The organism is Nocardioides bizhenqiangii, from assembly GCF_034661235.1.
Classification (GTDB): domain Bacteria; phylum Actinomycetota; class Actinomycetes; order Propionibacteriales; family Nocardioidaceae; genus Nocardioides; species Nocardioides bizhenqiangii.
This window is the reverse complement of the sequence record NZ_CP141059.1, coordinates 151872-166109: the sequence shown is the minus strand read 5'-3', so window position 1 is coordinate 166109 and position 14238 is coordinate 151872. Positions and strand designations below refer to the sequence as shown.

General features: G+C 72.3%; 14 protein-coding genes. 12 read left to right on the top strand and 2 right to left on the bottom strand.

Going from position 1 to position 14238, the window contains the following annotated elements:
* Nucleotides 1-66: 66 nt before the first annotated feature.
* The 3 genes from acs (at nucleotide 67) to SHK19_RS00785 (ending at nucleotide 3392) form a co-directional block, all read left to right on the top strand.
* On the top strand, nucleotides 67-2073 hold the full coding sequence (gene acs / locus SHK19_RS00795; RefSeq protein WP_322937578.1) for an acetate--CoA ligase: 2007 nt from the start codon (nucleotides 67-69) through the stop codon (nucleotides 2071-2073).
* Between the two features lie 99 nt (nucleotides 2074-2172).
* Nucleotides 2173-2685 carry a sigma-70 family RNA polymerase sigma factor gene (locus tag SHK19_RS00790; protein ID WP_322937577.1) on the top strand — a complete coding sequence of 171 codons (513 nt, stop codon included), beginning with the start codon at nucleotides 2173-2175 and terminating at the stop codon, nucleotides 2683-2685.
* A complete protein-coding gene (locus SHK19_RS00785) occupies nucleotides 2682-3392 on the top strand; it encodes an anti-sigma factor family protein (protein WP_322937576.1) in 711 nt (236 codons plus the stop codon). Before SHK19_RS00790 ends, SHK19_RS00785 begins: the two co-directional genes overlap by 4 nt.
* On the opposite strand, the gene SHK19_RS00780 is transcribed toward SHK19_RS00785, so the two are convergent.
* Complete coding sequence (locus SHK19_RS00780; RefSeq protein ID WP_322937575.1) at nucleotides 3370-5661, bottom strand: CDP-alcohol phosphatidyltransferase family protein; 2292 nt, start codon at nucleotides 5659-5661, stop codon at nucleotides 3370-3372. The genes SHK19_RS00785 and SHK19_RS00780 overlap by 23 nt on opposite strands.
* Nucleotides 5662-5784: 123 nt before the next feature.
* Here SHK19_RS00780 and SHK19_RS00775 point away from each other — a divergent pair, with 123 nt between their 5' ends.
* The 7 genes from SHK19_RS00775 to nhaA all read left to right on the top strand — a co-directional run bounded on the left by SHK19_RS00775 (nucleotide 5785) and on the right by nhaA (nucleotide 11883).
* Nucleotides 5785-6780 carry a zinc-dependent alcohol dehydrogenase gene (locus SHK19_RS00775; protein WP_322454088.1) on the top strand — a complete coding sequence of 332 codons (996 nt, stop codon included), beginning with the start codon at nucleotides 5785-5787 and terminating at the stop codon, nucleotides 6778-6780.
* Between the two features lie 3 nt (nucleotides 6781-6783).
* On the top strand, nucleotides 6784-7197 hold the full coding sequence (locus SHK19_RS00770) for a 6-pyruvoyl trahydropterin synthase family protein (RefSeq protein WP_322454089.1): 414 nt from the start codon (nucleotides 6784-6786) through the stop codon (nucleotides 7195-7197).
* A complete protein-coding gene (locus tag SHK19_RS00765; RefSeq protein WP_322937574.1) occupies nucleotides 7194-8270 on the top strand; it encodes a glycosyltransferase family 4 protein in 1077 nt (358 codons plus the stop codon). The genes SHK19_RS00770 and SHK19_RS00765 overlap by 4 nt, the downstream gene beginning before the upstream one ends.
* Nucleotides 8267-9181 carry a lysylphosphatidylglycerol synthase transmembrane domain-containing protein gene (locus tag SHK19_RS00760; protein ID WP_322937573.1) on the top strand — a complete coding sequence of 305 codons (915 nt, stop codon included), beginning with the start codon at nucleotides 8267-8269 and terminating at the stop codon, nucleotides 9179-9181. The genes SHK19_RS00765 and SHK19_RS00760 overlap by 4 nt, the downstream gene beginning before the upstream one ends.
* A complete protein-coding gene (locus SHK19_RS00755) occupies nucleotides 9174-9866 on the top strand; it encodes a RibD family protein (protein ID WP_322454092.1) in 693 nt (230 codons plus the stop codon). Before SHK19_RS00760 ends, SHK19_RS00755 begins: the two co-directional genes overlap by 8 nt.
* A gap of 2 nt (nucleotides 9867-9868) precedes the next feature.
* On the top strand, nucleotides 9869-10528 hold the full coding sequence (locus SHK19_RS00750) for a GTP cyclohydrolase II (RefSeq protein WP_322454093.1): 660 nt from the start codon (nucleotides 9869-9871) through the stop codon (nucleotides 10526-10528).
* A gap of 62 nt (nucleotides 10529-10590) precedes the next feature.
* On the top strand, nucleotides 10591-11883 hold the full coding sequence (nhaA, locus tag SHK19_RS00745; RefSeq protein WP_322454094.1) for a Na+/H+ antiporter NhaA: 1293 nt from the start codon (nucleotides 10591-10593) through the stop codon (nucleotides 11881-11883).
* 30 nt (nucleotides 11884-11913) lie between these two features.
* On the opposite strand, the gene SHK19_RS00740 is transcribed toward nhaA, so the two are convergent.
* Nucleotides 11914-12387: a CBS domain-containing protein gene (locus SHK19_RS00740; protein WP_322454095.1), complete on the bottom strand. Its 474-nt coding sequence runs from the start codon at nucleotides 12385-12387 to the stop codon at nucleotides 11914-11916.
* A gap of 114 nt (nucleotides 12388-12501) precedes the next feature.
* On the opposite strand from SHK19_RS00740, the gene SHK19_RS00735 reads away from it, so the two are divergent.
* Both SHK19_RS00735 and SHK19_RS00730 read left to right on the top strand, forming a co-directional pair.
* Entirely contained in the window at nucleotides 12502-13782 is a 1281-nt protein-coding gene (locus SHK19_RS00735) for an ArsB/NhaD family transporter (RefSeq protein ID WP_322454096.1), read from the top strand.
* A 43-nt stretch (nucleotides 13783-13825) separates the two neighbouring features.
* Entirely contained in the window at nucleotides 13826-14227 is a 402-nt protein-coding gene (locus SHK19_RS00730) for a phage holin family protein (RefSeq protein WP_322454097.1), read from the top strand.
* The last annotated feature ends 11 nt before the right edge of the window (nucleotides 14228-14238 follow it).

Genomic DNA, 14238 nt, shown 5'->3' with positions numbered 1-14238 from the left:
AACCCGTGACCCGGCACCATCGCCGTCCTAATGTGGTGCACGCACCCACGACCTCAGGAGAGACCCGTGACGACCGACCCATCGTCCACCTCAGAGACCCTCGCCAACCTGTCCAGGGAGGACCGTCGGTTCGAGCCGCCGGCCGATCTCGCTGCCAACGCGAACGTCACCGCCGACGCCTACGAGCACGCCGCCAAGGACCGGGTCGCGTTCTGGGCCGAGCAGGCCGAGCGGCTCAGCTGGGCCGAGCGCTGGGACACGGTGCTCGACGACTCGAAGCCGCCGTTCTTCAAGTGGTTCACGGGCGGCAAGCTCAACGCGGCGTACAACTGCGTCGACCGGCACGTCGGGGCGGGGCGCGGCGACAAGGTCGCGCTGCACTGGGTGGGTGAGCCGGAGGGAGACACCCGCGACATCACCTACGCGCAGCTGAAGGACGAGGTGTCCCAGGCCGCCAACGCGCTGACCGAGCTGGGTGTCGCAGCCGGGGACCGGGTCGCCATCTACATGCCGATGATCCCCGAGGCGATCGTCGCGATGCTGGCGTGCGCGCGGATCGGCGCACCGCACACGGTGGTCTTCGGTGGCTTCTCCGCCGACGCGCTCGCGTCCCGGATCGACGACTGCCAGGCGAAGGTCGTCATCACCTCCGACGGCGGCTACCGCCGCGGCACGCCGTCCGCCCTCAAGCCGGCGGTCGACGAGGCCCGCACCAAGACCGACCGCGTGGAGAAGGTGCTCGTCGTCCGGCGCACCGGCCAGGACCTCGGCGAGGACGGCTGGGACGACGACGTGGACGTGTGGTGGCACGACGTCGTCGGGAGCGCGTCGACCGAGCACACGCCCGAGGCGTTCGACGCCGAGCACCCGCTCTACGTCATGTACACCTCCGGGTCCACCGGCAAGCCGAAGGGCATCCTGCACACCACCGGCGGCTACCTCGTGGGGGCGTCGTACACCCACCACGCGGTGTTCGACCTCAAGGCGGACGACGACGTCTACTGGTGCACCGCCGACATCGGCTGGGTCACCGGCCACAGCTACATCGTCTACGGCCCGCTGGCCAACGGCGTGACCCAGGTGCTCTACGAAGGCACGCCGGACAGCCCCGAGCGCGGGCGGTGGTGGCAGATCATCGAGCAGTACGGCGTCACGATCTTCTACACCGCGCCCACCGCGATCCGCTCCTTCATGAAGCAGGGCGCCGAGATCCCGGAGCGCTCCGACATGTCCTCGCTGCGGATCCTGGGCTCGGTCGGTGAGCCGATCAACCCCGAGGCCTACATCTGGTACCGCAAGGTCATCGGCGGCGACCGCACCCCGGTGGTCGACACCTGGTGGCAGACCGAGACCGGCGCGATCATGATCAGCCCGCTGCCCGGCGTGACGGCCGGCAAGCCGGGCTCGGCGATGACCGCCATCCCCGGCGTGGCGGCCGACGTGGTCGACGACGAGGGCAACCCGGTGCCCAACGGCTCCGGTGGCTACCTCGTCGTCACCGCACCCTGGCCGTCGATGCTGCGGACGCTGTGGGGCGACGACGACCGCTACGTCGACACCTACTGGTCCCGCTTCCCAGCATCGAAAGTTGGGGGCATGGGCTACTACTTCGCCGGCGACGGCGCGAAGAAGGACGAGGACGGCGACATCTGGGTGCTCGGCCGCGTCGACGACGTCATGAACGTCTCCGGCCACCGGCTCTCCACCACCGAGATCGAGTCCGCGCTGGTCTCGCACCCGAAGGTCGCCGAGGCCGCGGTCGTGGGCGCCACCGACGAGGACACCGGGCAGGCGGTCTGCGCCTTCGTCATCCTCCGCGAGGAGGCCGGTGACGGCGGGGAGGACATCGTCCAGGAGCTGCGTGGCCACGTCCGCAAGGAGATCGGCCCGATCGCCACGCCGCGACAGATCATGATCGTGCCCGAGCTGCCCAAGACCCGCTCCGGCAAGATCATGCGCCGCCTGCTTCGCGACGTGGCCGAGCACCGCGAGGTCGGCGACGTCACCACGCTCGCCGACAGCTCGGTGATGGACCTGATCTCGAAGGGGATGGGCTCCGGCTCGGAGGACTGACCCGCCGCACCCCCATCCAAGTCCGCGCAGCACCCGGTGGCGACGAGGGCAGACTGAACCCGGGACCGGCCGACTGCGTAGGACTGGTTGGGAGGTGTGATGCCGGAAGACCTGGCCACGGCGATGCGACAGCTGCACGACGAGCATGCAGCGTCGCTGTGGGCGTTCTGCCTGCACCTCACGGGCAACGATCGGGCACACGCCGAGGACGTCACGCAGGAGACGCTGTTGCGGGCGTGGCGCAACGCCAGGGTGCTCGAGGAGTCGCGGGGCTCGGTGCGGTCGTGGCTGTTCACCGTCGCGCGCAACATCGTGATCGACGAGTGGCGCACGAAGCGCAGCCGCAAGGAGATCCCGACCGACGACCTCGCGGAGCTCTCCGGCGCGGAGGACCGCACCGACCAGCTGCTGCTCTCGTGGGTGGTCGCCGAGGCGCTCACGCAGCTCTCGCGCGAGCACCGCGCCGTACTGCTGGAGTGCTACTACCGCGGCCAGTCCGTGGCCGAGGCCGCCCGGCGGCTGGGGATCCCCGAGGGGACCGTCAAGTCCCGCACCCACTACGCGTTGCGCGCGCTGCGGCTGTCCCTCGAAGAGCTGGGGGTGAGCCAGTGAGCTGCCGGTTTTCCACGCTCGACGCGGCCTACGTGCTGGGCTCGCTCGCGCCCGCGGAGCGCGCGGACTTCGAGCGCCACCTCAGCGGGTGCGACGAGTGCGCGCGGTCGGTGCGCGAGCTCGCCGGTCTGCCCGGGTTGCTGGCTCGGGTGCCCGCCGAGGTGCTCGCACCGGATCTCGACCGTGAGCCAGTGCCCGGGACACTGCTCCCCGCCCTGGTCGCTGCCGCCGAGCGGCAGCAGCGACGCCGGACCATCCGTGCGGCCCTGCTCGCCGCGGCGGCGGTGACTGTCATCGCCGGCGGGTCCGCAGTCGTCGCCGGCTCGCTCGGCGACGACGACGAGACCGTCACCTCCCCGCCGCCGGTGGTCGAGACCACCGCGCCACCGCAGCTGATGACCCCCGTGGGGCACAGCCAGTCGGAGGGCTGGATCTCGCTGACGCCGCTCGCGTCGGGTGGCACCCGCCTCGACCTGACCTGCGTCTACCGCAGCTCGTACGGCGGTGATCAGGCCCACACCTACACGGTGGTCGTCTACCCCGGGGACGGCGGTCGCGCCGAGCAGGTCAGGGAGTTCTCCGCCACCTCGGGCGAGGAGGTGGAGGAGAGCGGCACGACCTCGTTCGACGTGGACGAGATCGAGAAGGTCGCGGTCGAGGGCTCCTACGGGCCGATCCTGCTGCTCAACCTCCCGCGAACGCAGTGAGCAGCCGGTCCCGCAGCTCCGACATCGGCCACACCGGGGCATCGGCGGGCGGCAGCAGCCCGGGAGACCACTGCCAGTCCGCGGTCCGCCGTACGACGTCGCCGTCCTGCGCGATCACGGTGATCGGCACGTCGCGCCCGGCGTCGTCACCGCTCACGAAGGACCACGGCTCGTGGTCGCCGAGCACCACCACCACCCGGTCGGGGTCGGGGTAGGTCTCGAGGAAGGACACCAGGGTCTCCCAGGAGTACTCGATCGACCGGCCGTAGAGCTGCTGCGCCTTGGCGGGATCTGCTTCCTGGTCGACGGGTTCGGCGTCCTCCGTCGTGCCCTCGAAGACCGACCCGTCCCCGACCTCGTCCCACGCCACGAGCGGCGGCGGCGGTGTCCACGGGTGGTGGCTGGAGACGAGGTCGACCTCCGCGAAGAGCGGCGGCCGGTCCCCGCCGGTGAGCTCCTCGCGACGGAGGTGCTCGAGCGTGTACTGGTCCGGTACGAGCGCGTAGCCGAACTCGGGCCCGGCGTACCCGACGTTGCGGGAGTCGTAGATGTGGTCGAACCCGTAGAAGGCCTCCCCCTCCGGCCAGTCCTCGGTGTTGGCCGGCACGTCGAAGACGGTGCGCCAGCCGGCCCGCCCGAACGCGCGCGCGAGGGTGAGCCGGTCGCTGTCCAGCAGCTGTCCGTAGCGGCGCTCGCTGTCCACCCACAGGCCGGACTGGGTGGTCGCGTGCGCCAGCCAGCTCGCCGCCCCGAACGTCGGCGACGTGAGGTAGCCGCTGCGGGTGAGGTAGCCGGCCTCCGTCAATCGCCGGGTGCCGTCGACCAGCACCTCCTCGACGCCGGGTGAGTACGACGACCCGCGGGTCGCGCTCCGGCCGTAGCTCTCGACGAAGACGAGCAGCACGTCCTTGCCCCGGAGCCCCCGCAGCAGCTGGTCGTCCGGGACGTCGGCGAACGGGTCCGCCTCGATCTCCTCGGCGAAGTCGTCGCTGTCGGCGAGCCCCGCCCGCACCTGGTCGACCGTGTCGACGGCGAGCCCGGCAGCCCCGGCCGCCGCGACCGGCGCCCCACCCGCGACGTGGATGCCGGCGATCGCGCAGACCGCCCAGGCCGTGCCCAGCGCCACCACCCCGCGCGTGGCCCGCGGCCGGTGGTCGGCCGCGACCCGCACCACGCGGGCGGCCGCGCCGGCGAGCCCGACGATCACCACAGCGATCAGCACCACCACGCCCACCGCGGCCAGCCGCGCCGCCAGGTCGCCGATCGAGTCACCGAGCACGTCGACCCCGGACGCGAAGTAGCCCCAGTCACCGAGCGGGTCGAACGGGCGGTCCAGCACCAGGTCGAAGCCGGCGTTGACGACCCGGAGGACGAGCAGGGCACCGGCGACCGCGCCGAACCCGACGGCCGCCCAGAACCGTGGCCGGTGCGGCAGCACCAGGGCGACCGCGACCAGGACCAGCCCCTCGAGCGGGATCCGCAGCAGGTCCGCCGGCGTCAGCCCGGTCGCGGGGTTCGGCAGCGCCAATGCGACCCAGAGACCGACGAAGGCGGCGGCGGTGACGACCGCCGGCCGCACCAGCGACCCGACCGGAGCAGGGTCGGGTGGTGGCGGGAGCGGCTCCACACGCTCCCGCCACAGCGTCCGGACGTCCCGGGCGAAGGACTCGACCAGCAGGCCCAGCGCGACCACCAGGACCGCCTGGGTCACCACCAGCGGCACCAGCGCGGACGCCGCGACGGTGAGCACGATGCCCTGGAGAGCGGCCACCACCTTGGCGGAGTAGCGCGGCGGCAGCGGACGCCGGAGCCAGCGGACCACCCAGCTCACGGCCACGTAGGCGTAGCGGATCGCGCCGATCGCCAGCACCCACCAGCCGGCAGCTGGTGCGACGTACACGCTGAGGACCGCGATCAGGAACGCGTCCACCTCCATGTCGAAGCGGCCGCCGAGCGCCGACTCGGTCCGGGTACGACGCGCCACCCTGCCGTCGACGGCGTCGAGCACCAGGCCGACCGTGGCGAGCGCCACGATCAGCGCTGCGTGGTCGTCGGCGACGTACGACTCGGCAGTCAGCGCCGCCACCCCACAGGCGAGAACGGCGCGGGTCGCGGTGATCCGTCCCGCGGGCCCGAGACCCCCGGCGCGGTGCCGGACCAGCGCGCCGTCGAGGAGTGCCGCGAGGACGGCGCCGCCCAGCAGTCCTATCGCCCACCCGGGCGGACCGAGCCCGACCGCGACGTCGAGGGTCACCAGGAGTGCGGGCACGCCGACGGCAACCGCCACCGGCCCCGGGACACGCCCGTGCTGAACCCGACCCACAACGCCTCCGTGATTAGGGGTATCAGGGATACGGTGCCGGAATCGATCCGGTTCAGGAAGCAGCCGGACGTGAGGAGGCAGCGGACGGTGCGGGAGGCACGTGCGTTCTGGCTGGCCGAACCGGGTCGCGGCGAGATCCGGACCGAGCAGCTGCGCGCGCCCGGCGACGACGAGGTGCTGGTGCGCGCCCTGCGCTCGGGGATCAGCCGCGGCACCGAGACGCTCGTGTTCCGCGGCGGCGTGCCGGCCGACCAGCACCGCGCGATGCGCGCGCCGTTCCAGGACGGCGACTTCCCCGGACCGGTGAAGTACGGCTACCTCAGCGTCGGCGTCGTCGAGGAGGGGCCGGCCGCTCTGACCGGCCGCCGCGTCTTCTGCCTGCATCCCCACCAGACCGCCTACGTCGTACCGGCCACGGCGGTGACGCCCGTCCCGGACCCGGTGCCGTCCGACCGGGCGGTGCTCGCCGGGACGGTCGAGACGGCGGTCAATGCCGTCTGGGACGCCGCACCGCTCCTCGGCGACCGGATCGCGGTCGTCGGTGCGGGCATGGTCGGCTGCTGCATCGCCCGTCTGCTGGGTCGGATCCCGGGCACCCGGGTGACGCTGGTCGACACCGAGCCGTCCCGGGCGGACGTCGCCGCCGCCCTCGGCGTCGGGTTCGCCGCACCGGCGGACGCGTCCGACGGCTGCGACCTCGTCGTCCACGCCAGCGCGACCTCCGCCGGACTGCAGCGCTCCCTCGAGCTGCTGGCGCCGGAGGGCACCGTGCTCGACGTCAGCTGGTACGGCGACCGCCCGGTCACCGTGCCGCTCGGCGGCACGTTCCACTCCTCGCGGCTGACCATCCGGGCCAGCCAGGTGGGCACCGTCGCTCCCGCCCGAAGCGGTCGGCGCAGCCCTGCGGACCGGCTCGCCCTGGCCCTGGAGCTGCTCGCGGACCCGGCGTTCGACGCGCTGCTCACGGGTCGCTCGCCCCTCGCCGACCTGCCTGCCGTGCTCGCCCGACTCGCCGATGGCGACCGGACCACGCTGTGCCACACCATCGACTACGAGGAGGGCTAGGGCATGACGACGAGTCCTGAGTTCCGGGTGACCGTGCGCGACCACATGATGGTCGCCCACAGCCTGCGCGGCGAGGTCTTCGGACCCGCGCAGCAGCTGCACGGCGCGACGTTCGTCGTCGACGCGACGTTCGTCGCGGACGACCTGGACGGCTCGGGAATCGTGGTCGACATCGGGAGGGCCGCCGAGCAGCTCAAGGCGGTGCTCGCCGACCTCACCTACCGCAACCTCGACGCCGTCGAGGCGCTGGCAGGCCTCACCACCACGACCGAGGTGCTCGCCCGGCTGGTCGCCGACCGGCTCGCGGAGCGCGCACAGGCCGGTCAGCTCGGCCGGCCGGCGGACCAGCTGTCGGGCGTCGAGGTCACCTTGCGGGAGTCCCACGTCGCGTGGGCCAGCTACCGGCGGCCGTTGTGACCTGCGCGCCGATCGAGTTCGTCGTACCAGCGGGGATCGACGACCCGGCGCGCCCCAGCGGCGGCAACCACTACGACCGTCGGGTGATCGAGTCGCTGACCGCGATGGACAGGGAGGTCCACGAGCACCGGGTCGGGGACGTGGCGGACCTCGGCCCGCTGCTGGCCGGCCTTCCCGACGGCGCGGTGGTGGTTCTCGACGGCCTGCTGGGGTCGGCCGCACCCGGCGCCCTCGAGCCGGTCTCCGGGCGGCTCCGCGTCGTCGTGCTCCTGCACATGCCGTTCGCCGAGGCCGCCACCGACGAGTCGGTACGACGCTCGGAGCGCGCCGCCCTCGCCGCCGCGTCCGGCGTCGTCACGACCAGCGACTGGGCCCGGGGGTGGGTGGTCCGCCACCACGGGCTGCCGACAGATCGGGTCAGCGTCGCCAAGCCCGGCGTCGACCCGGCTCCCGTCTCCTGGGCGTTCCCTCCCGGCGGGCGGCTGATGTGCCTGGCGGCGGTGACCCAGGACAAGGGCCACGACACCCTGGTCGCGGCCCTGGCCCAGATCGCGGACCTCGACTGGGTCCTCACCTGCGTCGGCGCGACCGACCTGGAGCCGGACTTCGTGGCCGAGCTGGCCGACACCGCCCAGGGGGCCGGGATCGGCGACCGCGTCGAGTTCACCGGACCCCTGACCGGCGACCCGCTCGGGTTCGCCCTCGACAACGCGGACCTGCTGGTCTCGGCCTCGCGCCGGGAGTCCTTCGGGATGGCGGTGACCGAGGCGCTCGCGCGCGGCGTGCCGGTCGTGGTGACCGACGTCGGCGGTCACAGCGAGGCGGTCGGTGGGACCACGGCCGGCGAGCGGGCCGGCGTGCTGGTGCCGCCCGACGACCCCGACCGCCTCGCCGCCGCCCTGCGCTGCTGGCTGACCGACCGAGACCACCGGGAGCGGCTGCGCGCGGCCGCACGGGACCGGCGCACCACCCTCGCCTCCTGGGAGGACACCGCGCGCCTGCTGGCCGCGGTTGTCGACGCGACCCCGCTGGAACCGATCGTGGTTCGCGACACCACGCGAGCCGCCCGATGAACCGCTGGGCACGCGTGCGGCTGATGGGCGGCGTGCTGATCCTGGGAGTCCTCGCCGTGCGGCTCGGCGCGGAGCCCTTCGTCGAGGGCATCCGCTCCACCGACGCGACCACGCTCGTGGTCGCGCTCGCCGTGACCGCGGCCACCACGTGGTGCTGCGCCTGGCGGTGGAGCCTGCTGGCCGCGCGGCTCGACGTCGCGGTGCCGGTGCGGACGGCGTACCGCCGTTACTACCGGTCCCAGCTCCTCAACGCGACGCTTCCCGGCGGCGTCCTCGGCGACGTCCACCGCGGCATCGACCACGGCCGCTCGGCGGGCGCGCTCGGCCGGGGGCTCCGGTCGGTGCTGTGGGACCGGACGTCCGGCCAGGCGGTCCAGGTCGCCCTCGCGCTGGCCGCCCTGCTCCTGCTTCCCGCCGCGGTCCGGGCGGAGGCCGGGTGGCTGCTGCTCGCGGTCGCGACCGTGCTCGTCGTGGTCGCCGCCGCATTGCCCGCACGGGTACGCCGCGCGGTCGCCGCCGAGCTGCGCGCGGTGGTCGCCGCACGCGCGGTGCTCCCCCGCGTGGTGCTGGCCTCCGCGCTGGCAGCCGTGGGTCACGTGGTGGTGCTCGTCGTCGTCGCCCGCTCGGTCGGCGTCACCGCACCGCTGCCCGAGCTGGTCGCGCTCAGCCTGGTCGTGCTCGTCGCGTCCGCGCTGCCACTGTCGGTCGCGGGGTGGGGCCCGCGCGAGGGCGCGGCGGCGTGGCTCTTCGGTGCGGCCGGTCTCGGCGTCGACACGGGGGTCAGCGTGGCGGTCGCCTTCGGCGTGGTGTCGCTCGTGGCCACGCTGCCCGGCATGCTCACCCTCGCCGGGGGTACTCCACCCACGACCCGGTCCCCGGATTCCACACCCGAGGAGGCCGTCCATGGCTGACCGTCCCTACACCCTGCTGAGCTGCAGCATGTCCCTGGACGGCTACCTCGGCGGCGCGACCGAGGAGCGGCTGATGCTCTCCAACGACGCCGACTTCGACCGGATCGACGAGGTGCGGGCGGGTTGCGACGCGATCCTGGTCGGCGCGGCCACGGTCCGGAAGGACAACCCCCGGCTGCTGGTGCGCGAGGCCAGGCGCCGCAGCGCGCGGGCCGCCGCCGGCCTGCCCAGCTCCCCGGCGAAGGTGACGGTCACCGCGCGCGGCGACCTCGACCCGCGCGCCAACTTCTTCACCGCGGGCGACAGCGAGAAGCTGGTCTACTGCAGCAGCGACGCGGTGTCGACCGCCCGGGGTCGGCTCGGTCCGGTGGCGACGGTGATCGACGCCGGCCACGCCCCGCGTCGGATGCGCCGGGTGGGCGAGGACCTGCACGACCGCGGCATCCGGCGGCTGATGGTCGAGGGCGGAGGAACCGTCCACACCCAGTTCCTGACCGGTGGCCTGGCCGACGAGCTGCAGCTGGTCGTCGCGCCGTTCTTCGTGGGCGACTCCCGCGCCCGCCGGTTCGTCGACGACGGGCGATTCCCGTGGTGCTCGGACCACCGGGCGCGGCTGGTCGAGACCCGCGCGATCGGCGACGTCGTACTCCTGCGCTACGCGCTCTCCGACCGGTTCGCGGGCTGACCATGGACGCGCGCATCCGCACCGAGCTCACCATCCCGTTGAGCCTGCACGGGTTCTCGACGGTCGGGCGGGTGTTCACGTTCGACGGGCTGCTCGACGGCCGCGAGCACCTGGCGATCGGGCTCGGGTCGTGCTCGGCGGCGGTGCGCGGAGTGCCCGCGGCCGAGCAGTCGCCCCTGGTGCGCCTGCACAGCGAGTGCCTCACCGGCGACGTCCTCGGCAGCGAGCGTTGCGACTGCGGGCCCCAGCTGCACGAGTCGCTCGCCCGGATCACCGACGAGGGCGGTTACCTGCTCTACCTCCGCCAGGAGGGGCGCGGAATCGGACTCTACGAGAAGCTCGATGCCTACACGCTCCAGGACACCGGGCTGGACACCTACCAGGCCAACCTGGCGCTCGGCCACGAAGCCGACGAGCGCGACTACACACCGGCCGCCCAGATGCTCGATGCCCTCGGCATCCGCCGGCTCCGGCTGCTCACCAACAATCCCGACAAGGCGGCGCAGCTGGAGGCAGCCGGACTGGTGATCGCGGAGCAGGTGCCGACCACCGTGCACCTCTCCGACGCCAACGCCCGCTACCTCGCCGCCAAGGCCCTGCGCGGCGCGCACACCTTGGACGTCGCCGTCGGCGGGAGAGGCGGGGGGCTGCCCGATCGGTAGGGTGATGCCCGGAGTGCCGGGAAGCCTGGTCGGCGTCATCTTGTCGACTCCGAGGAGTTCCTTTGACTGACCCCCGTCGGCCGCTCTTCGCGCGCGGCTCGTTCCTGGAGAGCTCCCGCGTGGCAGAGGTCCTGCGCGCCGAGAGCATCGGCGGCGCGCTGGTCATCGCCGCGGCGCTGGTCGCGTTCATCTGGGCCAACACCCCGTGGGCGGCGACGTACGACTCGTTCCGCGATCTCCGGATCGGCCCGCACGCGCTCCACCTCGACCTCACTCTCGGCGCCTGGGCCGCGGACGGACTCCTTGCCGTGTTCTTCTTCGTCGCGGGCCTGGAGCTCAAGCGCGAGTTCGTCGCCGGCGACCTGCGGGACCCTCGGCGCGCGGCGCTGCCGGTAGCAGCCGCGCTCGGCGGAATGCTGGCCCCCGCGGCCTGCTACGTGGTCGTCAACCTGGCCGGCTCCGGCGACATGGCGGGATGGGCAGTCCCCACCGCGACCGACATCGCCTTCGCGGTGGCGGTGCTCGCGGTCATCAGCACGCACCTGCCGAGCGGGCTGCGGACGTTCCTGCTCACCCTCGCGGTCGTCGACGACCTGCTCGCGATCACGGTGATCGCGCTGTTCTACACCGATGAGCTGCACGCGTCGTACCTCCTGCTCGCGCTGGTGCCGATCGCGGCGTTCGGTCTGCTGGTCCAGCGCCGGATCAGCCATCCCCTGCTCCTGCTTCCGCTGGCGGCCGTCGCCTGGGCGCTGGTGCACGCCTCGGGCGTCCACGCCACCGTGGCTGGGGTGCTGCTCGCCTTCACCGTGCCCGTGCTGCACCAGCACCGGCCGGACGAAAGGGGCCTCGCCGAGCACATCGAGCACCTCGTGCGCCCGTTCTCCGCGGGCATCGCCGTGCCGGTCTTCGCGTTCTTCGCCGCCGGGGTCGGCCTCGGTGGCTGGTCCGGCCTGTTCGACGCGCTGCAGGACCCGGTCGCGCTCGGTGTCATCGCGGGCCTGGTGCTCGGGAAGCCGATCGGCGTCCTGGCGGCGACCTGGTTGCTCCACACCTTCACCCACGCGGACCTCGACGACGAGCTGGCGTGGGCCGACGTGCTCGGGATGGCGATGCTGGCCGGCATCGGCTTCACCGTGTCCTTGCTGATCGGGGAGCTCGCCTACACCGACGGCGCTCGTGCCGAGCGGGTCAAGGTCGGCGTGATCGTCGGGTCCTTGGTCGCCGCCCTGCTCGCGGCGGTCGTGCTCCGGGCCCGCAACCGGGTCTACCGCCGGCTCTGCGAGCTGGAGGCCCAGGACTCCGACCACGACGGGGTGCCCGACGTGTTCCTGGAGGACCGCGGCAGCGAGTGAGCGCCGCGGGCGCGGGACGGGTGACCGAAGTCAGCCGGGATCGGTGATCCGCTCGGGCAGCAGCCCCGAGAGCAGGCTCGCGACCGTGATCGCTCCCATCATCGGCGCCTTCGAGCCCTTGCCGTCGACCACCGCGACCAACGGACTGCGGTTGCCGGCCATCAGGGCGGCGATCTCGATCACGTTGTCGTCGGGTTCGACGACGACCAACTTCGGTCCCTCCCTCGGGAGGAGCTCGGCGACGGTCTTGCCGGCGAGTGAGTCGCACATGTGGTCGGCGAACTCCTCGTCGACCACCCGTGCCAGCGCAGGGTCGTCCTGGATGTAGCGCGGGATGACGAACCGCAGCACCTGGGAGGCGGGCAGGATCGCGGTGGGGTGGTCGTGGTCGTCAACCACGACCAGGGCGGGCCGTCCGGCCTCGGTCAGGATGCGGGCCGCGTCGACGGCGGGGGCGTCGGCGTGCACCGTGGGGTACGGCGCCGCGAGGTCGCGGGCTCTCACCTCATCGAGGCTACCCGGAAACGCCCGCCGCCGATGCTGGCCGATAGGGTCGTCGGACAGGTGTGCCGGGAAGTCTGGTCGGCGTGTCCCAGTCCCGCGCCCGAGGGAGGCCCCGTGGCGATCGCCGCCATCGTCATCTTCGTCGCCGCCTACGTCCTCTTGATGACCGAGAAGGTCCACCGCACCAAGGTGGCGCTCGGTGGCGCCGCGTTGATGCTGCTGCTCCACATCACCGATGCCGAGAAGGCGTTCTTCGACCTCCACACCGGGATCGAGTGGAACGTCATCTTCCTGTTGTTCGGGATGATGGTCATCGTCTCCGTGCTGCGGCAGACGGGCGTCTTCGAGTACGTCGCCATCTGGGCGGCCAAGCGAAGCCGCGGCCGCCCCTACCTGCTGATGGTCCTTCTCGTGCTGCTCACGGCGTTCGCGTCCGCCCTGCTCGACAACGTCACGACCGTGCTCCTCATAGCGCCGGTGACCTTCCTCGTCTGTGACCGGCTGGGCCTGCGGTCGGCGCCGTACATCATGGCCGAGGTGTTCGCCTCGAACATCGGCGGAGCCGCGACGCTCGTCGGCGATCCCCCGAACATCATCATCGCCAGCCCGGCGAACGCGGATCTCGAGTTCAACGACTTCCTCGTCCACATGGCGCCGATCATCGTCGTGCTGCTCGCTGTCTACTGCGTCCTGTGCCGCGTCCTCTTCCGTTCCGCCTTCACCTTCGACCCGGAGAAGGCGCAGTCGGTGTTGGCGCTCAACGAGCGGGAGGCGATCACCGAGCCGGCGCTCCTCGTCAAGGCGTTGGTCGTGCTCGCGGTCGTCGTCGCCGCCTTCGTCCTGCACCCGTGGCTCCACTACGACCCCGCCGTCGTCGCGCTGCTCGGCGCCGGCCTGCTGCTGCTGATCACGTCGGTCACCACCGAGCAGGCGCTGGAGGAGGTCGAGTGGCCGACCCTGCTGTTCTTCGCCGGCCTCTTCATCATGGTCGGCGGCCTGGTCGAGACCGGCGTGATCGGGGACATCTCGGAGTACACGGCGGAGCAGACCGAGGGCAAGCTGCCGCTCGCGACCATGGTCCTGCTCTTCGGTTCCGGCGTCCTCTCGGCGATCGTCGACAACATCCCCTACGTCACGTCGATGAGCCCGATCGTGGGCGACCTGGCGGCCAGCCACGGCGCGGACGGCGAGGTCCTGTGGTGGGCGCTGGCGCTCGGCGCCGACCTCGGCGGCAACGCCACCGCGATCGGGGCCTCGGCCAATGTGGTCGCCCTCGGCATCGCGGCCCGACAAGGGCATCCGATCAGCTTCTGGGAGTTCACGAAGTACGGCCTGGTCGTGACCGCGGTGACGCTGTCGCTGTGCGCGCCGTACCTCTGGTGGCGCTACCTCTGAGCAGAAGGCCCGCCGCCTGAGCGGCTTCGGTAGGGTCGATCACATGGCCGTCGAACCGCTCCGCGAAGAGCCCACGATCGGACGTCTCGTCAAGGACGCCCAGACCGAGTTCTCCACGCTGATGCGCAAGGAGATCCAGCTCGTGAAGTCCGAGCTGAAGGTGAGCGTCACGGCCGGCGGCTTCGGCAGCGTCCTGCTGCTCGCCGCGGCCTTCTTCCTGGTGCTGTTCGTCATCATCTTGTCGGTCGCGGCCGCCTACTTCATCAACTGGAACGGCGAGGGGCTGTCGCTGCACTGGGCGTTCCTCATCGTCGCCGGCTTCTGGCTGCTGGTGGCAGTCCTCTGCATCTGGATCGGTATCAGGAAGTTCAAGCAGGTCAAGGCACCCGAACGCGCGATCGAGCAGGGACGCGAGATCCCCCGCGCGCTCAAGGGTCAGTCATGACTGTGTCGTAA